This window comes from Priestia megaterium, assembly GCF_009497655.1.
In the GTDB taxonomy this organism is placed as follows: Bacteria; Bacillota; Bacilli; order Bacillales; family Bacillaceae_H; genus Priestia; species Priestia zanthoxyli.
In genome coordinates this window covers 4,445,066-4,469,796 of sequence record NZ_CP023317.1, presented here as the reverse complement: position 1 = coordinate 4,469,796, position 24,731 = coordinate 4,445,066, and the positions used below count along the sequence as shown (strand labels likewise).

Annotated in this window: 24 protein-coding genes, 1 tRNA gene and 1 other annotated feature; of the genes, 24 read left to right on the top strand and 1 reads right to left on the bottom strand. The window is 39.0% G+C overall.

The genetic code is table 11. The annotated features are described in order from the left end of the window. Nucleotides 1-83 precede the first annotated feature (83 nt). The 5 genes from CEQ83_RS22895 to ssuD all read left to right on the top strand — a co-directional run bounded on the left by CEQ83_RS22895 (nucleotide 84) and on the right by ssuD (nucleotide 4,511). Entirely contained in the window at nucleotides 84-881 is a 798-nt protein-coding gene (locus CEQ83_RS22895; protein ID WP_098626993.1) for an ABC transporter ATP-binding protein, read from the top strand. 33 nt (nucleotides 882-914) lie between these two features. Continuing rightward, a complete protein-coding gene (locus tag CEQ83_RS22890; protein ID WP_028411749.1) occupies nucleotides 915-1,901 on the top strand; it encodes an aliphatic sulfonate ABC transporter substrate-binding protein in 987 nt (328 codons plus the stop codon). Between the two features lie 10 nt (nucleotides 1,902-1,911). Further along, nucleotides 1,912-2,766 (top strand): ABC transporter permease, encoded by an 855-nt coding sequence (locus CEQ83_RS22885; RefSeq protein ID WP_028411748.1) that lies wholly within the window; start codon nucleotides 1,912-1,914, stop codon nucleotides 2,764-2,766. 69 nt (nucleotides 2,767-2,835) lie between these two features. Continuing rightward, complete coding sequence (gene ssuE / locus CEQ83_RS22880) at nucleotides 2,836-3,390, top strand: NADPH-dependent FMN reductase (protein ID WP_028411747.1); 555 nt, start codon at nucleotides 2,836-2,838, stop codon at nucleotides 3,388-3,390. Beyond that, entirely contained in the window at nucleotides 3,387-4,511 is a 1,125-nt protein-coding gene (gene ssuD / locus CEQ83_RS22875) for an FMNH2-dependent alkanesulfonate monooxygenase (protein WP_033579638.1), read from the top strand. The genes ssuE and ssuD overlap by 4 nt, the downstream gene beginning before the upstream one ends. A 66-nt stretch (nucleotides 4,512-4,577) precedes the next feature. Here the strand turns inward: ssuD and CEQ83_RS22870 are convergent, their stop codons facing one another. Then, nucleotides 4,578-4,784, bottom strand: coding sequence for a hypothetical protein (locus tag CEQ83_RS22870; RefSeq protein WP_013059387.1), 207 nt, complete (start codon nucleotides 4,782-4,784; stop codon nucleotides 4,578-4,580). A gap of 238 nt (nucleotides 4,785-5,022) precedes the next feature. Between CEQ83_RS22870 and CEQ83_RS22865 the strand changes: the two genes are divergently transcribed. From CEQ83_RS22865 to CEQ83_RS22775, 19 genes are all read left to right on the top strand, one after another. Next, entirely contained in the window at nucleotides 5,023-7,041 is a 2,019-nt protein-coding gene (locus CEQ83_RS22865) for a penicillin-binding transpeptidase domain-containing protein (RefSeq protein ID WP_108674322.1), read from the top strand. A gap of 442 nt (nucleotides 7,042-7,483) precedes the next feature. Next, nucleotides 7,484-8,116, top strand: coding sequence for a DUF47 domain-containing protein (locus tag CEQ83_RS22860; protein ID WP_029711160.1), 633 nt, complete (start codon nucleotides 7,484-7,486; stop codon nucleotides 8,114-8,116). A 15-nt stretch (nucleotides 8,117-8,131) separates the two neighbouring features. Further along, nucleotides 8,132-9,130, top strand: a complete 999-nt coding sequence (locus CEQ83_RS22855) for an inorganic phosphate transporter (RefSeq protein ID WP_028411744.1) — start codon at nucleotides 8,132-8,134, stop codon at nucleotides 9,128-9,130. A gap of 113 nt (nucleotides 9,131-9,243) precedes the next feature. Continuing rightward, nucleotides 9,244-9,858 (top strand): PH domain-containing protein, encoded by a 615-nt coding sequence (locus tag CEQ83_RS22850; protein WP_013059383.1) that lies wholly within the window; start codon nucleotides 9,244-9,246, stop codon nucleotides 9,856-9,858. A 186-nt stretch (nucleotides 9,859-10,044) separates the two neighbouring features. Then, nucleotides 10,045-10,488 carry a MarR family winged helix-turn-helix transcriptional regulator gene (locus CEQ83_RS22845; protein ID WP_013059382.1) on the top strand — a complete coding sequence of 148 codons (444 nt, stop codon included), beginning with the start codon at nucleotides 10,045-10,047 and terminating at the stop codon, nucleotides 10,486-10,488. A 10-nt stretch (nucleotides 10,489-10,498) separates the two neighbouring features. Beyond that, entirely contained in the window at nucleotides 10,499-11,293 is a 795-nt protein-coding gene (gene racE, locus CEQ83_RS22840; protein ID WP_099331313.1) for a glutamate racemase, read from the top strand. Between the two features lie 113 nt (nucleotides 11,294-11,406). After that, nucleotides 11,407-12,492: a GerMN domain-containing protein gene (locus CEQ83_RS22835; protein WP_155017516.1), complete on the top strand. Its 1,086-nt coding sequence runs from the start codon at nucleotides 11,407-11,409 to the stop codon at nucleotides 12,490-12,492. A 134-nt stretch (nucleotides 12,493-12,626) separates the two neighbouring features. Beyond that, nucleotides 12,627-13,373, top strand: coding sequence for a ribonuclease PH (gene rph / locus CEQ83_RS22830; protein ID WP_028411741.1), 747 nt, complete (start codon nucleotides 12,627-12,629; stop codon nucleotides 13,371-13,373). 9 nt (nucleotides 13,374-13,382) lie between these two features. Further along, nucleotides 13,383-13,976: an XTP/dITP diphosphatase gene (locus CEQ83_RS22825; RefSeq protein ID WP_028411740.1), complete on the top strand. Its 594-nt coding sequence runs from the start codon at nucleotides 13,383-13,385 to the stop codon at nucleotides 13,974-13,976. A gap of 15 nt (nucleotides 13,977-13,991) precedes the next feature. After that, nucleotides 13,992-14,504 (top strand): metallophosphoesterase, encoded by a 513-nt coding sequence (locus CEQ83_RS22820; RefSeq protein WP_028411739.1) that lies wholly within the window; start codon nucleotides 13,992-13,994, stop codon nucleotides 14,502-14,504. Between the two features lie 125 nt (nucleotides 14,505-14,629). After that, nucleotides 14,630-14,703, top strand: a tRNA-Arg gene (locus CEQ83_RS22815). Between the two features lie 329 nt (nucleotides 14,704-15,032). Beyond that, nucleotides 15,033-15,286, top strand: a binding site (T-box leader). A gap of 68 nt (nucleotides 15,287-15,354) precedes the next feature. Continuing rightward, nucleotides 15,355-17,082 (top strand): acetolactate synthase large subunit, encoded by a 1,728-nt coding sequence (gene ilvB, locus CEQ83_RS22810; RefSeq protein WP_205689536.1) that lies wholly within the window; start codon nucleotides 15,355-15,357, stop codon nucleotides 17,080-17,082. Continuing rightward, complete coding sequence (gene ilvN, locus CEQ83_RS22805; RefSeq protein WP_013059375.1) at nucleotides 17,079-17,591, top strand: acetolactate synthase small subunit; 513 nt, start codon at nucleotides 17,079-17,081, stop codon at nucleotides 17,589-17,591. Before ilvB ends, ilvN begins: the two co-directional genes overlap by 4 nt. A 64-nt stretch (nucleotides 17,592-17,655) precedes the next feature. Beyond that, on the top strand, nucleotides 17,656-18,681 hold the full coding sequence (gene ilvC / locus CEQ83_RS22800; RefSeq protein WP_028411737.1) for a ketol-acid reductoisomerase: 1,026 nt from the start codon (nucleotides 17,656-17,658) through the stop codon (nucleotides 18,679-18,681). Continuing rightward, entirely contained in the window at nucleotides 18,668-20,203 is a 1,536-nt protein-coding gene (locus tag CEQ83_RS22795; RefSeq protein WP_013085140.1) for a 2-isopropylmalate synthase, read from the top strand. The genes ilvC and CEQ83_RS22795 overlap by 14 nt, the downstream gene beginning before the upstream one ends. Before the next feature lie 19 nt (nucleotides 20,204-20,222). After that, nucleotides 20,223-21,332 carry a 3-isopropylmalate dehydrogenase gene (gene leuB / locus CEQ83_RS22790; RefSeq protein ID WP_028411736.1) on the top strand — a complete coding sequence of 370 codons (1,110 nt, stop codon included), beginning with the start codon at nucleotides 20,223-20,225 and terminating at the stop codon, nucleotides 21,330-21,332. A gap of 58 nt (nucleotides 21,333-21,390) precedes the next feature. After that, the gene (leuC, locus tag CEQ83_RS22785; RefSeq protein WP_028411735.1) at nucleotides 21,391-22,806 is read left to right on the top strand and encodes a 3-isopropylmalate dehydratase large subunit; all 1,416 of its coding nucleotides are present in this window, start codon (nucleotides 21,391-21,393) and stop codon (nucleotides 22,804-22,806) included. A 14-nt stretch (nucleotides 22,807-22,820) separates the two neighbouring features. Then, entirely contained in the window at nucleotides 22,821-23,411 is a 591-nt protein-coding gene (leuD, locus tag CEQ83_RS22780) for a 3-isopropylmalate dehydratase small subunit (protein ID WP_028411734.1), read from the top strand. Nucleotides 23,412-23,512: 101 nt separating this feature from the next. After that, nucleotides 23,513-24,514 (top strand): tetratricopeptide repeat protein, encoded by a 1,002-nt coding sequence (locus tag CEQ83_RS22775; RefSeq protein WP_099331312.1) that lies wholly within the window; start codon nucleotides 23,513-23,515, stop codon nucleotides 24,512-24,514. Nucleotides 24,515-24,731: the final 217 nt, after the last annotated feature.

The window sequence follows — 24,731 nt, the reverse complement described above, 5'->3', positions numbered from 1 at the left end:
TAATCCAATAACAAATCAGTTAACTATAGCAACGGGCTGATCGGTCAACCGAAAGCTCCTACCTTTTTTAGGTAGGAGCTTTTATGTTTTTAGGTGAAATAGCTTTTGATTTAAAAATTCAAGGAGGAGGAATTGCTGTGAGTGTCGTGATTCAATCGGTTAACCGCTCATTTCAAAAAGGAGAACAAGTAACTCAAGCATTGCGAAATGTAAATCTTACGATTAATAAAGGTGAATTTATTACCATTATTGGTCCGAGCGGATGCGGAAAAAGTACGCTGCTTAAAATGATCGCTGGACTTGATATAGATTATGAAGGGCGCATTGAAATCAACGGGAAGCACATAGCCGGACCTAGCATTAAACAAGGAATGATCTTTCAAGAACACCGCTTGTTCCCGTGGCTTAATGTGGAGCAAAATATAGCGGCTGACTTATCGCTGAAAGATTCGAAAGTTCGGCGCCGCGTAGATGAGCTAATTGATATTGTCAGGCTGAAAGGATTTGAAAAAGCTTATCCTCGAGAACTATCTGGGGGGATGTCTCAACGAGTTGCGATTGCGCGTGCTCTTTTAAGAAATCCCGAGGTTTTATTGTTAGATGAACCGTTTGGTGCGTTGGATGCTTTTACTCGCACTCATCTGCAAGATGTGCTGTTAGACATATGGAAAAAAGAAAAAACAACCATGATTTTTGTTACCCACGATTTAGATGAATCCATTTACTTAGGAACTAAAATTGTGATTATGAGTGCCAGACCAGGAGAAATTAGTCGGGTTGTTCCAGTAGAAATTAGTCATCCGCGAAAAAAGACAGAACTACCTTTTCAGCAGCTAAGGCAGCAAGTGCTGAAAGAATTTGAAGAAGCAGGAGAACATTAAAGATTCAATCAGACAGAGAAGGAGACAGAACAGATGAAAAAGCTACTTTTAACTGCAGCTATTGTACTTGTTCTCGCATTGGCTGGGTGCGGGACGAAAGAAAAAGCGAGCGGCGAAGATTCGAAAAACGTTACGATCAATATTGGCATTCAACAAAGCCTAGGACCTTTAATGCTGGCACAAAACCAAAAATGGTTTGAAAAAGAATTTAAAAAAATAGGTGTAAACGTTAAATGGACAGAGTTTCAAAGCGGTCCTCCGCAATTTGAAGGGTTAGCATCTGGACACTTGGATTTCGGCCAAGTTGGAAACTCACCGGTTATTTCTGGTCAAGGGGCAGATATTCCATTTTTAGAAATTGCTAATTCGAGCGACGGATTAAAAGGAAATGCTATTTTAGTAGGAAAAAACAGCAAGATTAAAAGCGTAAAAGATTTAAAAGGTAAAAAGATTGCGGTTGCGAAAGGCAGCAGCGGTTTTAACTTATTGTACAGAGCTCTTGATCAAAATGGGTTGAAGCCAAGTGACGTAAAGATTATTCAGCTTCAGCCAGACGAAGCTCAGCCAGCATTTGAAAATGGGTCAGTGGATGCATGGTCAATTTGGGAACCGTTTATCTCCCTGCAAAACTTAAAAAATGAAGCTCGTATTTTAGCAGACGGCGATTCGTTAAAGGTTGCTTCACCAGGCTTTACTATTGTAAGAGAAGGCTTTGCAAAAGATCATCCAGAGTTAGTCGTTAAGTTTTTACAAGTTTATCAAAAAGCACTTGAATGGCAAAACGAACATTTTGAAGAATCTGTGGATATTCTAGCAAAACAAAAAAATCTAGATAAAGATGTAGTAAGACAAGTGTTAAAAAATAATCCTGCCTATAATCGCCCAACCTCTAAAGAAATTATTGCAGAACAACAGCGAACAGCTGATTTTCAACAATCTTTAGGCGTTATTAAAAAGAAAATTGATACAGGAGATGTCGTTGATAATTCATTTATTGAAAAAGCATTAAAAGAAAAATGAGGTGATGAAAATGAGTAAAACATCCGTGGTTTCAGGACATGTCCAGTCTTCAGCAGCTCACTTGCAACAAGTGAAAAAAAGAAAGGAAGAAGCGAAAAATAAGCAGGGAATTTTCCTTCGTTCTCTCGTCGTGCCAATTTTGCTTATCGTCGTGTGGCAAATCATTGGTTCTGCGGGCTATGTATCTAAAACCGTTCTTCCTACACCTGTTGATATTGTACTTTCTTTCAAACAGCTCATCGTATCGGGAGAACTCGGAGCTAATCTTCAAATCAGTATTTTACGTGCTGCCATAGGTTTTGCCGTTGGAGCTGGTCTAGGTTTACTATTTGGTGTTATTGTCGGTTTCTCAAAGAAAACGGAGCACTATATGGATCCATCCATTCAAATGCTTAGAACTGTTCCTCACCTTGCCTTGGCTCCTTTATTTATCTTATGGTTTGGCTTTGGGGAAATTTCAAAGATATTGCTAATTGCAAACGGTGCGTTTTTCCCAATCTATGTTAATACGTATTTAGGCATTCGCGGCGTTGATTCGAAATTATTTGATGTTGCGCGTGTTCTGCAATTTAGTAAATGGAAACAAATCACGAAACTCATTTTACCAGCCGCTCTTCCTAATATTTTACTTGGTGTCCGATTGTCTTTAGGTATTGCATGGCTCGGACTGGTAGTAGCTGAATTAATGGGAGCAAGTGAAGGTGTAGGATATATGATTATGGATGCTAGGCAGTTTTCTCAAACAGATGTAGTTTTTGTCGGAATTATCATTTTTGCTGTTGTAGGCAAATTAACTGATTCATTTGTCCGAGTATTAGAAAAGCGTCTTCTTAAATGGAGAGACAGCTACGCAGGTGAAAAATAAAAGAAGGATTTATATACTTATTAATCCTTGTAAATCTATCAGTTTTATAAGTTAAAAGGAGAGATGATAATGAGTCAGTTTACAATTATTACGGGAAGCCCTTCAAAACAATCAAGGTCAGCTGCTTTAAGTGAGTATATTGCAGCATATCTGCAAAATGAAAAACATGAAGTAAAAACCGTGCATGTCCGCGATCTACCAGCTGAAGACTTACTATATGCTAACTTTTCTAGCCCTGCGATTCAAGAAGCTCAAAAGAAAGTGGCAGATGCTGATGCCGTTATTATTGTCAGCCCAATCTATAAAGCTAGCTACACAGGAATCTTAAAAACATTTTTAGATTTAATACCTGAAAAAGGTTTGCACAATAAAACCGTGCTGCCGATAGCTACAGGGGGAACCATTGCTCATCTACTGGCTCTTGATTATGTATTTAAGCCGACATTATCCGTTTTAGGAGCTACTGCTCTTATTCATGGAGTTTATATTGTTGATTCTGAGGTGGCCTATACGAAAGAAAATGAAATTGAGTTTATTGCGGAAGAAGCAGAAGCGAGAATTAAACGTTCATTAAAAGAGCTTGAATATCATCTAGAACAAACGAAAAGGAGTGTTGAATCATGAAAATGTTATGGTTTATTCCTTCCCATGGAGATGGAAGATATCTAGGGACAAATCGAGGAGGTCGTTCAGCAGACTATTCATATTTTCGGCAAGTTGCTCAAGCAGCTGACCGGTTAGGATTTGAAGGAGTTCTGATTCCAACGGGGAAATCATGCGAAGACCCGTGGCTATTGGCTGCTTCACTTATACCTGAAACAGAGCGTTTGAAATTTTTAGTAGCTGTACGTCCGGGCATTATGGCTCCTTCCGTGGCAGCGCGCATGACTTCGACTCTTGATCGAATTTCAAACGGTCGTTTACTAGTTAACGTAGTAGCAGGAGGAGATCCAGCAGAATTAGCCGGAGACGGCCTTTTCTTATCACATGATGAACGTTATGAAGCTGCGGATGAATTTTTAGATGTGTGGAAAGGGTTATTGGCTGGAGATACGGTTAATTATGAAGGAAAACATATTCATGTAGAGAACAGTGAGCTGTTGTATCCACCTGTTCAAAAACCTTCTCCACCTATTTATTTTGGCGGATCTTCACCCGCAGGACAAAAAGTTGCAGCAAAACATTCTGACGTGTATTTAACGTGGGGAGAGCCTCCTGAACAAGTAAGAGAAAAAATAACGGCTGTGAGAAAGCAAGCAGAAGCAGAAGGCAGAACCGTTAAGTTTGGGATTCGTTTGCATATTATTGTACGGGAAACGGAAGAAGAAGCTTGGGAAGCAGCCGATCGATTAATTCAGCATTTGGACGACGACACAATTCAAGCTGCACAGCGTACTTTTGCAAGGTATGACTCAGTTGGGCAGCAGCGAATGGCGAGCCTTCATAGAGGAACCCGAGAGGAACTTACGATTAGCCCTAACTTATGGGCAGGTGTGGGGCTCGTCCGGGGAGGTGCAGGAACTGCCCTGGTAGGCAGTGCTGAAAATATAGCGAAACGAATAAAAGAATATGAAGCTTTAGGAATTGAATCTTTTATTTTATCAGGCTATCCGCATTTAGAAGAAGCTTATCACGTAGGAGAGTTATTGTTCCCGCTTTTAAATATTGATGAGGGTGAAGGAAAGAGTGAAAGCATCGGTGAGATTATTGCAAACGATAGGTTTCCAAAAGCTTCAACCTCGTAAAAGAAGAACCGGTGAATTTTTCACCGGTTCTTCTTTTACATTCATCTCAGCCGAGAGACGAGTCCGTTAAATTGTTGGTTTTGGTTTTTCAGGTGCAGCTTGTTTATCTTTTCGACTTTCTTGAATATATACTTTAAAGAGAAAAATATTTAAACAGCCCAGTGTGAGGAATAACGGTGCAAAATAATATTCTTGAGACATAAGTAGGACGAAAACGCTTCCAAAACAGAACAGAGAACTAAACATAAAGTAAAACTGTAAGAATCTTCTCATTTTAGTCGCCTCCTATTCTTTTTCTTCTTACACTTATTATATCAAATACTTTCCAAAAAAGACACAAAATATTCACAAAATGTTCAATTTTTTTCTTATTTACCTATTGATTTTTTTGTCGATATGTAAATTAAGTGGGTTGTAATACCAATTAATTCCTGGGTGTAACTTTCTGATGGAAAGTTTATGTAAAATTTTATATGATAGAAATGGTATTGAAAAAAGGGGGAAAATCATCATGAGACGAATTGGGTGGCTATTTTTTACTATGGCAATTCTCTTACTCATAACTGCCGGTTGCTCAAATGATCAACAGAAAGCACAGAATCGATTTGATAAATATGTAGCCATGTGGAATAAAGAAGATTTTGAAGGTATGTATGGATACTTGTCTAAAGATGCTAAAAAGACGATTTCAGAAAAAGACTTTGTAAATCGATATAAAAATATCTATGATGCAATTGAAGCGGACAAGCTTAAAGTGAAGGCAAGTAAAATAGAAGACTTAGAAATAAAAGACCATAAAGCTGTTTTACCTTTTGAAGTAAACATGAACTCTGTAGCCGGTGAAATCTCATTTAAAGAAAATGCTGCTGTGGTTCAAGAAAAACAAGGGGATACAGAGAATTGGTATATTAATTGGAAGCCTAATATGATTTTTAAAGGACTTGAGCAAGGAGAGCAAGTAAGAGTAGCTACTCAGTCAGCTGTGCGTGGAGAAATTATGGATCGTTCAGGGAAATATTTAGCTCAAAACGGAGAAGCGATTCAAGTTGGAGTTGTTCCCCAGCAGTTTTCTAAAGGCGGCGAGCAAGCGATACGACAATTAAGCAAGACTCTTGCTCTTTCGGAAAAAAGTATTAATCAAGCACTGAGCGCTTCTTGGGTGAAAGAGAATCAATTTGTTCCTATTAAAACAGTTAGTCAAAAAGACGCCTCTAATTTAGAGAATTCTTTGAAAAAAGTAGAAGGCATTCAACAAAAAAAGGTAAATGCGCGCGTATATCCTTGTGAAGAAGCGTGTGCTCATTTAGTTGGATACGTTGCGCCTGTCACAGCGGAATATTTAAAAGAGCATAAAGATGAAGGTTATAATGCTCAGTCTAAAGCTGGAATGATTGGCTTAGAGTCTTTGTATGAAGATAAGCTTCGTGCTCGAGACGGCGTCACGATTTATACTGTAGATAAAGATGATAATAAAAAGAATGAAATTGCAAAAGTGAATCCAAAAGACGGGGAAAGCATTCAGGTTACGGTAGACACGAATGTTCAAAAATCCCTTTATGAACAGTTAAAAGATGAAAAAGGAGTAGCTACTGCTCTTCAACCTAAAACGGGAGAAATATTAGGTCTTGTAAGCACGCCAGCTTTTGATCCGAATTCTTTTTCTTTTGGAATCGATGCTAATACGTATCAATCCCTTTCAACGAATCCTAATAAGCCGTTAATGAATCGTTTTACCAAAACGTATTCTCCGGGATCTACATTTAAGTTAGTCACCGGAGCTTTAGCGGTTGATGAAGACGTGCTAAATCCAAATGAAAGTATATCAATCAGCGGGAAGAAATGGCAGAAAGATAAAAGCTGGGGAAATTTCTACGTAACACGAGTGGGCAGCAAACCGAATGTTAATTTACGTGATGCTTATGTTACATCTGATAATATTTATTTTGCGCAGACTGCTTTGAAGCTAGGTTTAGACAAATTTAACAGTGGTTTAAAACAGTTTGGGTTTAATCAAAAATTGCCTGTTAATTATCCTTTTGAAACGTCTAAAATTGCAGGTGATCAAGATATTAAAGATGAGGGAGTATTAGCAAACTCTGGCTATGGCCAGGGGAAACTGCAAGTGAATCCTCTCCACTTGGCATTGATGTATACATCGATTGTAAACGATGGAAATATAGTAAAGCCTATTCTTATGAACGGTGATGAGAGTGGAATATGGAAAAAACAAGTAATATCTAAAGAAACGGCGCAATTAATTCAAAATGATTTAGTTGATGTCATTGAAGATAAAAACGGTACGGGTCATGCAGCAAAGATAGATGGGTTAACCTTGGCTGGAAAAACGGGAACAGCAGAGCTAAAGAAAACTCAAGGTGAAAAAGGGCAGGAAAACGGATGGTTTGTAGCTGTGGACACAAAACAGAAAAACTTACTCGTTTCAATGATGGTTGAAGGGGTAGAGGATAAAGGCGGAAGTCATTACGTCGTGCCGAAAGTAAAAAATGTATTTCAGCAATATAATAAGTAAATAATAAAAGCCAGTTCTAAAAGAGCTGGCTTTTATTATTTACACAAGGGGAGTAATGTTAAGTTTTTGTAAATCCCAATTTTATACAAACTCTGAAAACCCTTATTTTAAAAGGAATCAACGTATTATTGTTAATGTATTGTAAAGAAGCCTAAAAAAATGTGTTTGAAAAGTTATTGACAATTAACAATAATAGGAGTAATTTTTGACTTGGCGTAAAAAAATGAATCGCATAACCTATAGGTGAAAGAACCACATTTTGGGACTTTTGCTCTGGTAAACGTTTGTTTTTTTAGAATTTTTTGATACACAAGAGAGGTGGTTTCTCTCGTTATAGTAATGAACAGCTAGGTTTTATCCATTACTTTAAATGAAAAAAGAAACTAGAACACATATAAAAAGATAGAGAGAAAAAACGAGTGGTAAAGTTTCGATAAATTGGATGGAGGATTGCAACGTGATCAAAAGAAAAAAAGACAAGTTTTCTGAAATGTTAATGGACATTGCCCAAAATATTAAGGACTCAGCGGAGTTTTTAGGCAGCTTTGAACTTCAAAATGTATCTGACCTAAAGGAATTTGCCAACGTTTTAAAAGCGTATGAATCAAAAGGTGATAAATACGTGCATACAGTGATTACTGAGTTGAACAAAGCATTTATTACTCCAATTGAGCGTGAAGATATTTTACAGCTAGCGATGAGCATGGATGATGTACTTGATGGCATCGATAGCTTTGCTGCTTTAATGGAAATTCATTCAATTACGACATTTGATGAATATGTAGCTGAATTTGTTAAAAATATTCAAGGCTGTGCTGAAGAAATTTTAATTACTATTAATTTGTTGTCTGAGAAAAAGCTTCTTCAAATTAGTGAGCATGCAATTAAAATTAAAGAGTATGAGTCACATTGTGATACATTATATCGTCGTGCACTAAAACAATTATTTGCAACATGTAAAGATCCAATTAAAGTTATTCAATATAAAGAAATTTATGAAACGCTAGAAGAAATCGCGGATTATTGTCAAACGGTTGCGAACAACTTAGAATCAGTTATTATGAAGAATGCGTAACGGGGCTATAGTATAATGGATTCAATGCTAATATTAACCATTCTAATTGTAGTTGGTGCACTTGGTTTTGACTTTATCAACGGCTTTCACGATACAGCTAATGCCATTGCGACTTCTGTTTCAACCAAAGCTTTAAAACCGCGACATGCAATTCTTTTAGCCGCAACCATGAACTTTGTCGGGGCTATGACGTTTACGGGCGTAGCCAAAACGATTACAAAGGATATCGTTGATCCTTATACGCTTCAAAATGGTTCTGTCGTTATTTTAGCAGCATTAATTTCTGCTATCGCGTGGAACCTAATCACATGGTATTTCGGTATCCCGAGTAGTTCTTCTCATGCAATTATTGGATCGATTGCAGGAGCAGCTATTGCAGCTGCTGGATTTGGTGCTTTAAATTACAAAGGTTTCATCAAAATCATTGAAGCCCTTCTAATTTCACCAGTTCTAGCCTTTGTAGTAGGTTATATTGTCTATACGATTATCAAGCTAACGTTTAAAAACCATAACTTGACGAAAACGAATAAGCGTTTTCGCCGCGTTCAAATCCTGACTGCAGCTCTACAATCTTACACACACGGTACGAATGATGCGCAAAAAGCAATGGGTATCATTACGCTAGCGCTTATTGCTAACAATATGCAAAGCGGTACTGAGATTCAGTGGTGGGTACAGCTGGCTTGTGCGGTTGCAATGGGGCTTGGAACGTCAATTGGTGGATGGAAAATCATTAAAACCGTTGGCGGTAAAATTATGAAAATTCGTCCTGTTAATGGAGTAGCTGCGGACTTAACGGGTGCTGCCATTATCTTTGGAGCAACGTTTATTCATCTACCTGTCAGTACTACTCATGTTATTTCATCTTCTATCTTAGGTGTAGGTTCTGCTCACCGAGTGAAAGGTGTAAAATGGGGAACTGCACAGCGCATGGTGATTACATGGGTTATCACATTGCCAATTTCAGCTTCATTAGCTGCACTTATCTATATGATTTTAAATTTGTTCTTTTAATAAATGGGGAGCTTCTTTTAAAGAAGCTCCTTTTTTTATTTACATCCCCTCATTTGCACAGTACACTTAAAACATGAAAATAACACAATCGTTTTTAAAAGGGAGATGGAGAAATGTTTGGAAAAGTAGCTGCTGATGTATTGGGGCTAAGTGATATTGGTTCTGTTATTAAGCCAGTTGATTATGACAAGGTAGATGCAGACGATTACGTTATGCATGAAGAACAAGAAAAAATTTATTTTCTAATCAAATCAAAGTCAGATGAATATTGCTTTACCAATAAAGCGCTCATTCACCTTGATGGAACAAGTGCTACAAGTAAAAAGCGAATGCTTCGCCGCTATAACTACAGCACAAATCACATTTCAAACGTAATGCTAGAAACGGCTGGAACTGTCGATTTAGATGTGGAAATTAAATTTAAAATTGGCTCGGAAACTTTTTCTATCGATGTACACAAAAAGCATATAGAAGAGGTAAAAGATTTATATAAAGCGCTGTTTAAAATGTCTGAAATAACGCGTGAAAATGAAATTGCGCTCGATTTTGCTAAACAAAGCATTCAGCTAGCTTCTTCTACGCTAAGCAGTACAAGAAATACAAGTGGAAGTGTTGCTGGTGAATTTAAAGAAATTAACGAAGCCGCGTTTTCTTGGTTATTAGATAAAAAAACAGCCTACACAACAAAAGATTTCAGCTCAGTTTTCGAGCTGTATATCAATAATTAATAGAAACAGCTGCTCCTTTTATGGAGCAGCTGTTTTTTAATGCTGAACGTTGTAGAATCCTCATGTTAACCTTGAAAAATCACCGAAAAAAGAGCACAATATAAAATAGAAAAGAGAAACAATAGAGACGGGTTTAACTGAAAGAAATAATAGAAAATAAGACTTATAGGTGGAAAGGATTACGGTATGACAGCAAAAAATAATGAGGATACAGTGGCAGAATTAGAAAAGTCACTTCGACATATTGCAGCTATTGTGAAGCAAAAAGGAAGAGAAATTTTAGAAGACTATACGATTACGCCACCTCAGTTTATTGCTTTGCAGTGGCTGTTTGAACGTGGAGATATGACGATTGGCGATTTATCAAATCGGATTTTTCTCGCTTGTAGTACAACGACAGATTTAGTAGATCGTATGGAAAAAAATAAGTTGGTGGTTCGGGTCAAAGATCCGAAAGACCGCCGCGTAGTGCGTATTCATTTGCTTCCTGAAGGAGCACGTGTTATCGAAGAAGTAATTGAAAAGCGACAAACGTATTTAAATGGCGTACTGGCAAACTTCTCTCCTAGTGAAACAGAAGTTTTACGAGTAACGTTACGAAAATTACATGATGAAATGAAAGAAAAATGAGGCGATTGTTTTGAGTAGACCAATTGGTGTTATAGATTCAGGTGTGGGCGGATTAACGGTAGCAAAGGAAATTATGAGACAGCTTCCGAAAGAACAAATTATGTACATTGGAGATACAGCCCGCTGCCCATACGGTCCTCGTCCCAGTGAAGAAGTACGAGCTTTCACATGGGAGATGACTAATTATTTAGTAGCTAAAGATATTAAAATGCTTGTTATTGCGTGCAACACGGCTACGGCAGTTGTACTAGATGAAATTCAAGAACAGCTCGATATTCCGGTTATAGGCGTCATTGAACCAGGATCACGAGCTGCGCTTAAAGTAACTAAAAATCATAAAATAGGCGTAATCGGCACAAACGGAACCGTTAAAAGCCAAGCCTATACACATGCACTCCGCGCTCTTCATACGAGAGTGGAAGTGGAAAATTTAGCATGCCCTTTGTTTGTACCTCTTGTAGAGAGCGGTAATTATGAAGGACCGGAAGCGCAGCGAATTGTAAAAGAAACATTAAAACCTTTTTATCATACAGATATGGATACCCTTATTTTAGGATGTACGCATTATCCGTTATTAAAGCCAGTTATTCAAGAAGCAATTGGGCCTCGAGTTCAGTTAATTAGTTCTGGTGAAGAAACGGCAATAGAGGTAAGTGCCATTCTTTCTTATAGCAATTTACTAGCTCCTAGAAGCATGGAGCCCGAACACTACTTCTATACAACAGGCTCAACAGAACTGTTTCAATCTATTGCATCTAAATGGTTTGAGCACCCTGTATATAATGTTGAGCATATCAAGCTTTAAAACCGAGCATATTAAGCTCGGTTTTTTTTGTGGCCAAAAACTTGTTTGAGCTGGTCTAAAATGCAAATAAGCTCGTATACATAGTAGTACAAACAGTCTGAGGAGGGAAAGGAATGTCCAAAAAGACCAAATTTGTTCTCATATCCGCCGTGGTGACCACATCTGTGTTGTTATCCGGCTGTGGACTTTTCGGAGGGGATAACGCAGCAAAGGAAATTGATCCGCCAAAGGATGTCACCTATGTGAAAGATGAAAAATCATTAGCGACTGAAGCAAAAGTAACGGAAGCTAATAAAAAACAAAGTAAAGCGGCAGAAACATCTGCGCCTACCAAAAGAGAAATTTACTTGATTGATAAAAACGGGTACGTTGTTCCCCAGACGCTTGAAATTCCTAAATCAAAAGGTGTCGCTAAACAGTCTCTTGAATATTTAGTAGAGGGTGGACCAGTCACAAACTTATTGCCAAATAATTTCCGAGCGGTTCTTCCTGCTGATACAAGAGTTTTAGGGACAAAGCTGGAAAGTGACGGCACGATGGTAGCAGATTTTTCACCTGAATTTGCTGAATATAAAAAAGAAGATGAACTCCGTATCCTGCAGGCCGTAACGTGGACGCTGACGCAGTTTGAAGGCGTAAATAAAGTTAAAATTCGCATTAACGGCTATGATAAAGATGAGATGCCTGTAAATCATACACCAATCAGTAAAGGGTTGAGCAGAGCAGATGGCATTAACTTTGATAATACTGGAGTAGTTGACGTAACCCAAACGAAGCCAGTTACGATCTATTACTTAGCTCAAGAGGGCAAACAAACTTACTATGTTCCTGTTACAAAACGAATTGCTTCTGGTGACAAAGATATGTACACTGCAATTGTGAACGAGCTTGTAGAAGGACCTGCGCCTGCATCAGGTTTAGTGACAGATTTTAATCCTGATGCAAAGCTCGTAGCAGCTCCAAAGTATGCGGACGGTCAGTTAACGCTGAACTTTAATAAAAACATCTTTGGAAATTTAAAAGGAACGGAAATTTCTCAGTATGTTCTCGACTCCTTGGTGTTATCGCTGACGGAACAAAAAGCCGTAGACAGCGTTGCCATTAAGGTGAATGGCAAAAAAACGCTAAAAGATGAAAAAGGGAAAAAGCTAACGGAGCCAGTTTCAAGACCTAAAAATGTGAACACAGGTAGTTTTTAAAAACAAATTTTTGTTATACTAGTAAAGGACTAAGTAGAAAGAGGTCTGCTGAAATAGCGACCTCTTTCCGCTGTTTTATAGTTAAAATGGAAGAAGCTATTACATATAAATGAATTAATAGGAGGACATGCTTAATGCGTTTGGACGGTAGGGAATTTAATGAATTGAGACCTGTATCTCTTCATACTTCATACTTAAAGCATCCAGAAGGATCTGTATTAATCTCGGTGGGAGACACAAAGGTTATTTGTACAGCAAGCATAGACGACAGAGTGCCTCCTTTTATGCGTGGACAAGGAAAAGGATGGATTACAGCTGAATATTCTATGCTGCCTCGAGCTACGGCACAAAGAAATATACGCGAATCAACAAAAGGTAAAGTCACAGGACGAACAATGGAAATTCAGCGTCTGATCGGACGAGCTCTTCGTTCTGTAGTCGACCTGGAAAAGGTCGGAGAAAAGACCATTTGGATTGATTGTGATGTTATTCAAGCAGATGGCGGAACAAGAACAGCATCGATTACAGGTGCATTTGTGGCTATGGTTTTAGCGTTTGGAAAGCTGGTTGAAGAGAACAAGCTGACAGAAATTCCTATTCGTGACTATTTAGCTGCGACTTCAGTAGGTATCCATGGAGAAAATTCGATTTTAGATTTAAATTATGAAGAAGATTCGACAGCGGAAGTTGACATGAATATTGTGATGACAGGAAGCGGACAGTTTGTAGAATTACAGGGAACGGGAGAGGAATCGACGTTTTCGAGAGAACAGTTAAACCATCTTCTGGATTTAGGGGAAAAGGGTGTTTATCAATTGATTGAACAGCAAAAGAAAGTTCTTGATCATCTGGCTGCTTACATTCCGGTTAAAGAAAGGTAAGGGATTGACGTGCGTGAAATCATTATTGCAACTAAAAATGCAGGCAAAGTAAAGGATTTTGAAACACTATTCTCACCGAAGGGATTTAAAGTAACATCGCTTCTTGATTTTCCTGAAATTGAGGACGTGGAAGAAACGGGCGTTACATTTGCAGAGAACGCCACGCTAAAGGCAGAAACCATTTCATCAGCATTAAATAAGCCGGTTATTGCCGATGATTCTGGGCTTGCTATTGATGCCTTAAACGGAGAGCCAGGCGTTTATTCCGCGCGTTATGCTGGTGAAAATAAAGATGATAATGCTAATATAGAGAAGGTACTTCAAAAATTACATGACGTGCCGTTTGAAAAGCGCACGGCACGTTTTCATTGTACGCTTGCTATTGCAGTGCCTGGAAAGAGAACAGAGCTTGTAGAAGGCACGTGTGAAGGGCGCATCTTGGAAGAAAAAAGAGGCGAGAACGGCTTTGGATACGATCCTATTTTCTTTGTAGAAAAATGGAACTGCTCCATGGCAGAATTGTCTAAAGAACAAAAAAATCAAATTAGTCACCGAGCAAATGCGTTAGAAAAACTAGCACCGCTAATTGATGCGCAATTTTAGAAGGAGTGATGACGTGTGAAACTATTAATTGTAAGCGATAGCCACGGGTTACAAGAAGAACTGCTCACTATCAGAGAAAGACATGCTGATGTAGATAAGATGATTCATTGTGGTGACTCTGAGCTGCCACAAGACAGCAAAGAAATGTCTTCGTTTTTAGGCGTTCGAGGAAATTGTGATTATGATGCATCTTACGTCAATGATCGAGTAGAGTCACTTGGAGAAGCCACGTGTCTGGTTACACACGGTCACTTATATAATGTTAAAATGTCTATGATGAATCTGCATTACAAAGCGAGAGAAGTGGGGGCAAACGTTGTTTGTTTTGGGCATTCTCACATAGCGGGAGCTGAGCTCATGGACGGAGTTTTATTTATCAATCCAGGAAGTATGTTACTTCCTCGTATGAGAAAAGAACGTACGTATGCTATACTAGTAATGGATGGTACAGAAGCTACCGTGCAGTTTTACGATATAAGCGGTAAACATATTCCTAGCATGCAGTTAACCTGTACACTTTCAGCATAATATAGCCAAATATAGGGAGAAGAGAAGGTTTTTTACCTCTCTTCTCATAAAATTTCAAAAAAACGTTGACTTTTAAATTATATTTGAATATAATAAGTATTGTCTTTGATACAGTTTAACATTATGTCCCAGTAGCTCAGCAGGATAGAGCAACGGCCTTCTAAGCCGTCGGTCGGGAGTTCGAATCTCTCCTGGGACGTCTAGAAAAAAATCCCGGCTTTTACTTTTTAGTAAAAGCCGGGATTTTTTTATTTATCTTAAAAGTGAATGTTTGTTCATTCAGTGTGTACAAATGAACGTTTCAGAAAAACTTTTTGAGTGGCTATAAACCCTTATTGCATCAATAATGAAAACGCATTCAAATATTCTGTTTAGTCTAAATTGTCTAAAAAAATCTTGAAAAGTGGTTGACTATGCATAGAAATGGGCGTAAGATAGTCCTCAAATATAAGTTTTCTAAAAATTTTAATTAATTGTAATTAATTTAAAATATGATGTGTAAAGCATTGTTCAAAAAGCATATAGCGTTTTAAAACGTTGAAGAGGATAAGTAGTTTTGATGTTTAGGTATCAACAGAGAGTCGGGTTGCTGGAAGCCGGCGTTACCAAGTCAAAATGAACTCACCTCAGAGTGTCACCCTGAAATTCAGTAAGGGCGACCGAGTGTACTTCCAAAGCACTCGTTATCAAAAAGAATGTACAGTATACATTCATAAGGTAATCATTACGATTACAAACGAGGGTGGTACCGCGTAAAGTACAAAAGACTTTTCGCCCCTTGACCTATATCATTTGATAGGGTCTATTTAGGGGTGAGAAGTCTTTTTTCTTTTATCTAGAAAACGAAAGGATGAGAAAAGTGGGAGCCAATATGCAAACGAAAGAACCTGTAAGCGCTGGGGCACAAATGAATGGAGCTGACATGTTGATTGAATCTCTAAGAAGAGAAAACGTTGACGTCATCTTCGGTTACCCAGGGGGAGCCGTTTTACCGATTTACGATAAGCTATACGGTTCAGGAATGTTTCACGTACTTGCTCGTCACGAACAAGGTGGAATTCACGCAGCAGAAGGGTACGCAAGAATTTCAGGTAAACCCGGTGTAGTTATCGCAACAAGTGGTCCTGGTGCAACAAATATCGTAACAGGTTTGGCAGATGCGATGATTGACTCACTTCCTTTAGTTGTTTTTACTGGTCAAGTAGCTTCAAGTGTAATTGGTTCTGACGCGTTCCAAGAAGCAGATGTATTAGGAATCACAATGCCAATTACAAAACATAGCTATCAAGTACGCAATATCAGCGACATGCCGAGAATCATCAAAGAGGCATTTCATATTGCGACAACAGGAAGACCTGGTCCAGTCTTAATCGACATTCCAAAAGATATGGCACAGGGTGATGGAACATTTAATTATGAAGGAGAAATTGATTTACCTGGCTATCAGCCAACTTATTTTCCAAATCAGCTGCAGGTTAAAAAGTTAACAGACGCAGTAGCAGCTGCAAAGAAACCTGTTATTCTAGCAGGTGCGGGAGTATTATTGAGTAAAGGTTCAGAAGAATTAAAAAATTATGCTGAGCGTCAAAATATTCCGGTTATTAATACGCTTTTAGGGTTAGGTTGTTTTCCTGCAGATCATCCGCTTCATTTAGGAATGGCTGGCATGCACGGAACGTACACAGCAAACATGGCAATTTATGAGAGTGATCTTCTCATTAGTATCGGGGCGCGCTTTGATGACCGAGTAACAGGTAACTTAAAGCATTTTGCACCAAATGCAAAAATTGCTCACATTGACATCGACCCAGCGGAAATTGGAAAGAATGTTCCAACCAAGATTCCAATTGTTGGAGATGCAAAAGAAGTATTAAAGCAATTGCTTCTGCAAGAAGGAGAAGTTGGAGATTATACGAAATGGCATGAGAAATTAGCGGCGTGGAAACAAGAATATCCATTATGGTATCAGAACTCAGCGGACGTGTTGAAACCACAAAAAGTAGTTGAGTTGCTTCACAAATATACAAATGGAGATGCCGTTGTTACAACGGACGTTGGGCAACATCAGATGTGGGTAGCTCAATACTACACATTTAATAATCCAGATCGATGGGTAACTTCAGGTGGCCTTGGCACCATGGGCTTTGGATTACCTTCTGCAATCGGCGCTCAGCTGGCAAATAAAGATAAAACAGTTGTAGCAGTCGTTGGTGACGGTGGATTTCAAATGACGCTTCAAGAATTAGGGGTTATTAGAGAATTAAACTTACCTGTTAAAGTGGTTGTGCTTAACAATCAGTCGCTTGGAATGGTTCGTCAGTGGCAGGAAATCTTCTATGAAGAACGCTACTCGCACTCTTTAATTCCGAATCAGCCTAATTTAATGAAGCTTGCAGAAGCCTATGATATCAAAGGTTTACAAGCTTCTACTGAAGAAGAAGCGCATGCGGCTCTGAAAGAAGCAATGGAAACAGATGGACCTGTTTTACTAAACTTCTTTGTCGCACCTAAAGAAAACGTATATCCAATGGTTGCACCTGGAAAAGGATTACATGAAATGGTAGGGGTGAAACCATGAAGCGAATCATTACAGCAACTGTATTAAACCGTGCGGGCGTTTTAAATCGCGTAACGGGGTTATTTACAAAAAGAAATTTCAATATTGAGAGTATTTCGGTAGGACACACTGAATCTGAAGATGTATCACGCATGACGTTTGTCGTAAACGTAGAGCATGACAATGCTGCTGAACAAGTGATTAAGCAGTTAAACAAGCAGATTGACGTGTTGAAAGTTCAAGATATTACGGATCAAGCCGTGGTGTCAAGAGAGCTTGCTTTAATGAAAGTAGCATCTACACCTGCGAGCCGTAACGAACTTTATGCAGTAATTGAGCCTTTCCGTGCAACCATCATTGATGTAAGCCGCGACAGCTTAATTATTCAAGTAACAGGTGAATCCAGCAAGATTGAAGCGATGATTGATTTACTTCAGCCTTATGGATTAAAAGAAGTAACGCGCACAGGGACAGTAGCTGTTCCGCGCGGTACGCAAAAAGCAGCAGCCAAACTTTCATCAATCATTTAATTCTAGCTAGTTACTAAAAAAGTAAACTATATAAAACTATATAAACTAAGAGGAGAGATTTATTATGACAAAGGTATATTACAACGGAGATGCAAAGGATCAATTATTACAAGGTAAAACAGTAGCAATCGTAGGTTATGGTTCACAAGGTCACGCTCACGCACAAAACTTACGCGACAGCGGAGTAAACGTGGTAGTAGGATTACGTAAAGGTAAATCATGGGATCAAGCAGAACAAGACGGCTTCACTGTATTATCTGTAAAAGAAGCAGTTCAACAAGCAGAAGTAGTAATGGTATTACTTCCAGATGAGCATCAGCCAAAAGTTTATAACGAAGAAATTCTTCCAGGATTAAAACCAGGAAAATCTTTAGTATTTGCTCACGGTTTTAACATTCACTTTAATCAAATCGTAGCACCTGAATTCGTTGACGTATTCTTAGTAGCTCCAAAAGGTCCTGGTCACCTTGTAAGAAGAACATATGAAGAAGGAGCTGGCGTACCGGCGTTATTCGCAGTATTCCAAGACGTAACTGGCGAAGCAAAAGACGTAGCATTAGCTTATGCTAAAGCAATTGGCTCAGCTCGTGCGGGTGTATTAGAAACAACGTTTAAAGAAGAAACAGAAACAGATCTTTTCGGTGAGCAAGCAGTACTTTGCGGCGGTTTAACTTCATTAGTTAAAGCTGGTTTTGAAACGCTTGTAGAAGCTGGCTACCAACCGGAAGTTGCATATTTTGAGTGTTTACACGAATTAAAATTAATTGTTGACCTTATGTATGAAGGTGGAATGGAAGGCATGCGTTATTCAATCTCTGATACAGCTCAATGGGGTGACTTCGTTTCAGGACCACGCGTTGTAGATGAGCGTTCAAAAGAACAAATGAAAAAAGTGCTTGAAGATATCCAAACAGGTAAATTTGCAAAAGGCTGGATCCTAGAAAACCAAGCAAATCGTCCAGAATTTACAGCTATCAATAACCGTGAAAACGAACATTTAATTGAAAAAGTTGGCGCTCAATTACGTGAAATGATGCCATTTGTTAAAAAACAAAAGAAAGAAGCGGTGATCGCTAGTGCAAAAAATTAAACTATTTGACACGACGCTACGCGATGGTGAACAGTCACCTGGAGTCAATTTGAACCTACAAGAAAAGCTTGAAATTGCTAAGCAGTTAGAGCGATTAGGTATCGACATTATTGAAGCCGGATTTCCCGCTTCTTCAAAAGGTGATTTTCAATCCGTAAAAGAAATTGCGTCTATTGTCAAAAATTCTTCTGTAACAGGCCTTGCAAGGTCTGTTACAAAAGATATTGACATTGCATGGGAAGCGTTAAAAGAAAGTGCAGAACCAAGACTGCATGTTTTTATCGCTACTTCCGAAATTCATATGCAGCATAAATTGAAAAAAACACCTGATGAAGTACTTGAAACAGCAGTGGAAATGGTGAAATACGCAAGTGAAAAATTCCCGGTTGTTCAATGGTCTGCTGAAGATGCATGTCGCACAGATTTACCGTTTTTAGCTAGAATTGTAGAAGCTGTTATCGATGCTGGTGCAAAAGTCGTTAATATTCCAGATACGGTAGGATTTATCACGCCTGGTGACTATCAATCCGTATTTAATTACTTAAAAGAACATGTATCAAATATTCATAAGGTCGATTTGTCAGCTCACTGCCACGATGACTTAGGGCTAGCTGTTGCTAATTCAATGGCTGCTATTGAAGCAGGAGCTACTCAAATTGAAGGAACGATTAACGGAATCGGAGAACGTGCCGGTAACGCTGCTCTTGAAGAAGTAGCACTTGCGCTTCATGTCCGTCAAGACTTCTATCAAGCGAGCACAGGTTTGATCTTGCCCGAAATCAAGCGTACGAGTGACATTATCAGTAAGCTTACCGGAATGAATATTGCGCCAAATAAAGCAATTGTCGGAAAAAATGCTTTTGCTCATGAATCAGGTATTCACCAAGATGGCGTCTTAAAAAATCCGTTAACATATGAGATTATTTCCCCAGAACTTGTGGGTGTTAAACAAAATCCGATTGTGCTGGGTAAACACTCAGGCCGTCATGCGTTCCGTACACGCTTAGTAGAGCTTGGGTTCACATTGGAAGATACAGAAGCAAACGTGCTTTTTGAGAAGTTTAAAGACTTAGCAGATAAGAAAAAAGACATTACCGACGATGATTTATTGGCATTAGTCATTCAAAAGCAAGTTAGCAAAGACAGTGAATATAAGCTTGAAAGTCTGCAAGTTCAGTATGGTACGAACAATATTCCTACGGCTACGATTACGCTTCGCAAAGAAAACGGCGAAGAGATTCAAGAAGCAGCTACGGGATCTGGAAGCGTGGAAGCTATCTATAATACGCTGCAGCGCTGTGTTGAGCAAGATGTCAAACTATTAGACTATCGTATTCAGTCTATTAACGGCGGTCCGGATGCACTGGCTGAAGTATTTGTGAAGGTTGAAAGCGAAGGAACTGAAGCAAGCGGACGCGGAGTAGCATTTGACGTATTAGAATCGTCAGCGAAAGCCTATTTAAATGCCATTAATCGATTAATCGCTATTCAGCAGCATCGTACAAAGCAAGAAGTAATGTGAACTGAAGGGAGAGACCACCATGACAAAAAAAGTCGCTGTATTACCAGGTGACGGCGTAGGAACAGAAGTAACCAAAGGCGCTGTTGCCGTTTTAAAAGCAATTGGAGAGCGCTTTGATCATCAATTCGAGTTTACGTATGGATTAATTGGCGGAGCTGCAATTGATGAGGCTGGCACACCTCTTCCAGAAAGTACAATTGAGATTTGTAAGCAGGCGGATGCCGTCTTACTTGGATCCGTTGGAGGGCCAAAATGGGATCGTAACCCTTCACATTTGCGACCAGAAAAAGGTTTGCTAGCTATTCGAAAAGAATTGGATTTATATGCTAACCTTCGTCCAGTGACGTTTTATGATAGCTTAGCAGATGCCTCTCCTTTGAAAAAAGAATACATTGAAGGTGTTGACTTCATTATCGTTCGTGAGCTAACAGGGGGCTTATATTTTGGTCAGCCTAGCGAGCGTCGAACAGAAGGAAATGAAGAGACAGTTGTCGACACGTTATTTTATAAGCGTACAGAAATAGAAAGGATTATTCGCCAAGCGTTTGAAACGGCTGTAAATCGACGTAAAAAGGTAACGTCGGTTGATAAAGCGAATGTGCTTGAGTCTAGTCGAGTGTGGCGTGAAGTAGCTGAAGAAGTAGCAAAAGACTACCCGGATGTAGAGCTTGAGCATATGCTTGTAGATTCAGCTGCTATGCAGTTAATTCGTAATCCGAAATATTTTGATGTAGTGGTAACTGAAAATATGTTTGGTGATATTTTGAGTGATGAGGCTTCTATGCTGACAGGATCGTTAGGGATGCTTCCATCTGCGAGTTTAACGGTTGATGGTCCATCTTTATACGAACCGGTTCACGGTTCTGCACCAGACATTGCTGGACAAAACAAAGCTAATCCGATTGCTGCTATTTTATCTGCAGCAATGTTGCTTAGACATTCATTTGGATTAGAAACAGAAGCAGCGGTGATTGAACAAGCGGTTGAAAGTGTATTACATGCAGGTCATCGAACAGCTGACTTAGCAGACGGTAATCATTATTTAGGTACCGATAAAATGGTGGATGCAATAACTGCGGTTATTGCCAACGATTCTGCCATTTCAAGCATTATGACAGCTTACAGTTAATCATGCGTTTCTCACGTTTTGTGAGAAACGTTTTTCATAATCAGAAAGGAGGAGCAGTATGAAACCAAAAACAATTATTGATAAGCTTTGGGAACAACATGTTGTACGTCGAGAAGAGGGGAAGCCGGACTTATTATATATCGATCTTCATCTTATTCATGAAGTAACGTCTCCTCAAGCATTCGAAGGTCTTCGCGTGGCAAATCGTCAAGTGAAGCGTCCGGACTTAACGTTTGCTACAATGGATCACAATATTCCAACGGTTGACCGTTTTAATATTAAAGATCCGATTGCAAAGAAACAAGTAGACAAACTATCTGAAAACTGTCATGAGTTTGGTGTGAAGCTTTTAGATTTAACAAGCGAAGAGCAAGGAATTGTGCATATCATTGGACCGGAATTAGGATTGACGCAGCCTGGAAAAACCATTGTGTGCGGAGATAGCCATACATCTACTCACGGTGCATTTGGAGCGCTTGCTTTTGGTATAGGAACGAGTGAGGTAGAACATGTTTTAGCAACGCAAACGCTATGGCAAGCGAAACCAAAAACGCTACAAGTGAAAGTAAATGGCAAAAAACAGCCTGGTGTTTATGCTAAGGACATTGTGTTAGCAATTATTCAAAAATTCGGCGTGAATTTTGGAACGGGTTCAATCGTAGAATTTACGGGCGAATGTATTCGCGACCTTTCAATGGAAGAGCGCATGACTATTTGTAATATGTCTATTGAAGCCGGTGCAAAAGCTGGTTTAATCAGTCCAGATGATGTTACTTTCTCTTATATTAAAGGGCGTCAGTATGCTCCTAAAGGAGAACAGTTTGAAAAAGCAGTGGAAGCTTGGGCAGCTTTAGCAACAGATGAAGGTGCAACATACGATGAAACGCTAGAAATTGATGCAGATACAATTGAGCCTGTTGTAACATGGGGAACAAACCCGGCGATGAGTTCTTATGTTAGCAAGCAAGTTCCTACATTAGAAGAGTGTACAACAGAAGCTGAGAAAAAGTCTTTGTCACGAGCACTTGAGTATATGGGCTTACAGCCCGGCATGGCAATAGAAGAGATCCCAGTTCAGCATGTATTTATCGGTTCATGTACAAATGCTCGTTTGTCTGATCTTCGTGACGTGGCAGCCTTTATTAAAGGAAAGAAAGTGTCACCAGATGTGCGAGCGATGATTGTACCAGGTTCTCAAAAAGTAAAGCGAGTGGCTGAAGAAGAAGGGTTATCTGCTATTTTTATTGAAGCAGGCTTTGAATGGAGAGACTCGGGCTGCAGCATGTGTCTAGGCATGAACTCTGACTTAGTTCCACAAGGCGAACACTGTGCGTCCACTTCTAATCGAAACTTTGAAGGACGTCAAGGAAAAGGTGCCAGAACGCATTTAGTAAGCCCGGTAATGGCAGCAGCGGCAGCGGTATATGGACATTTTGTTGATGTACGCAAACTACAAGAACAAGCGGTGCGATAAGGAGGAGAACACAGATGAATGCTTTTACAATCCATACAGGAAAAGTAGCAGGTCTCGACCGAGCAAACGTAGATACTGATCAAATTATCCCAAAGCAATTTTTGAAAAGAATTGAGCGTACTGGCTTTGGCCAATTTCTCTTTTTTGATTGGCGATATAATGAAGATGAAACGTTAAATGAAACGTTTGAACTAAATCAGCCTCAAAATCAAGGAGCAACAATTCTTGTAGCTGACGAGAACTTCGGGTGTGGTTCGTCACGTGAACACGCTCCATGGGCGCTTTTAGACTATGGGTTCCGTGCCATTATCGCACCGTCATTTGCGGATATTTTTAAACAAAACTGTCTAAAAAATGGTATTTTACCTATTGTTTTACCAAAAGAAGATGTTTCCTATTTAATGAAAGAGTCTCAAAGTGCTTCTTACGCCTGTACAATCGATCTTCATCAGCAAAAAATTACCGATGAAGCAGGTTTTGAACGTACGTTTGAGATCAATGGCCATTGGAAATATATGCTTGTTAACGGATATGATGAAATTGGCTATACGCTTTCTTTTGAAGACGACATTTCTGCTTATGAAGCAAAAACGGTAAGATATTAACCAAAAATCGAGCAAAATGATGATTTTGCTCGATTTTTTTGCGTTCCGTTAATTCAATTGCTAAACTGTAAAGCAAATGGACCGCGAAGTGGGGAGAAAACATGTCGAATGAACAACAAAACAAAATTGTAGCTTTTCCTCTATTAAAAGAACGGTTGGTTGAAAAAGCTACAGAACATATGCAGCACAAGCAATTTCAAGAAGCACTTCCTTTATTTGAGCAGGCCTACGAACTTGATAATAAGCATCATGAAATTTTGCTTGGCCTTGTTATTTGTCACGTGGAGCTCGGTGATGCAGGCATAGCTAAGGAATTATGTGAGCAAATGCTGAAAGAAGATATTGGCGATTATTATCATAATTTGCAAATGTACCTCATGGTGTTAATTCAGCTTGGTCATTATCATGAAGGATATGTCACTCTACAAACAGTTATTCAAGAACACAAACTCCCTTCTGAACATGCTGAACAGCTTTATCAGCTATTGGAGTTCTGCAAAAATAGAATGAATCAAGAACAAGTCATAGAAGAACAAACAGAAGAAGAACAGATAGAGCAGTTTAAATCATTCACAGTTCTAGACAATATTCAAGATCAGCTTGAATGGGTTCATTCATTAAAAACAAAGAGAATTGAAAAGCAGCGCTTCTTTCTGGAACAGCTATTTTCATCTGAAGCTATTCACCCTATCGTAAAAACAGTCGCTTTAAAAACAGTCATGGAAGAAGAAGTAGACATTGATTTTATGATTAGTAAGTTTGGAGAGACGAAAAAAGTAAATGCGCTTCAGCTTCAACGAACAACACCGTATTTGTTTGCCGAGCAAGTAGAAGCGCAGCTGACGGAAAAGCTGGAGCATGAAAATCCTACATTGCTGCAGGTTGCCGTTGAAATATGGCAGCGTCATTTATTTATAACATTTCCGTTTTTACCGGGTGATAATGTAAAACTTTGGACAGAAGCGGTGTATGCTGTTAGTCTGATGATGCAAGGAGAAGAGTCAGATGCAGCTGTAGCAGAGGAAGACGGAAGTTTCTCCGCAGCTGAATTACGAAAGGCAATTAAAGAGCTAAAAGAAATTGAAGAAATTTCTTTTATATAAAATGTGGTGTTTAGTTGAAACGTCATTGTTGTATGTTATAATATAATGGTTGTAAAATGCACTTAAATACGTATAGTAGAATTTCATCTTTACATTACATTCCTACTTACTTTAAAGTAGTAGGGAGTTAAATAGATAATGATTGAGGTTTGAACTGATAGGCTATCTGCATTATCTAATTTAGAAATCACTACTTAAAATGATTTTGGAGGGAAAC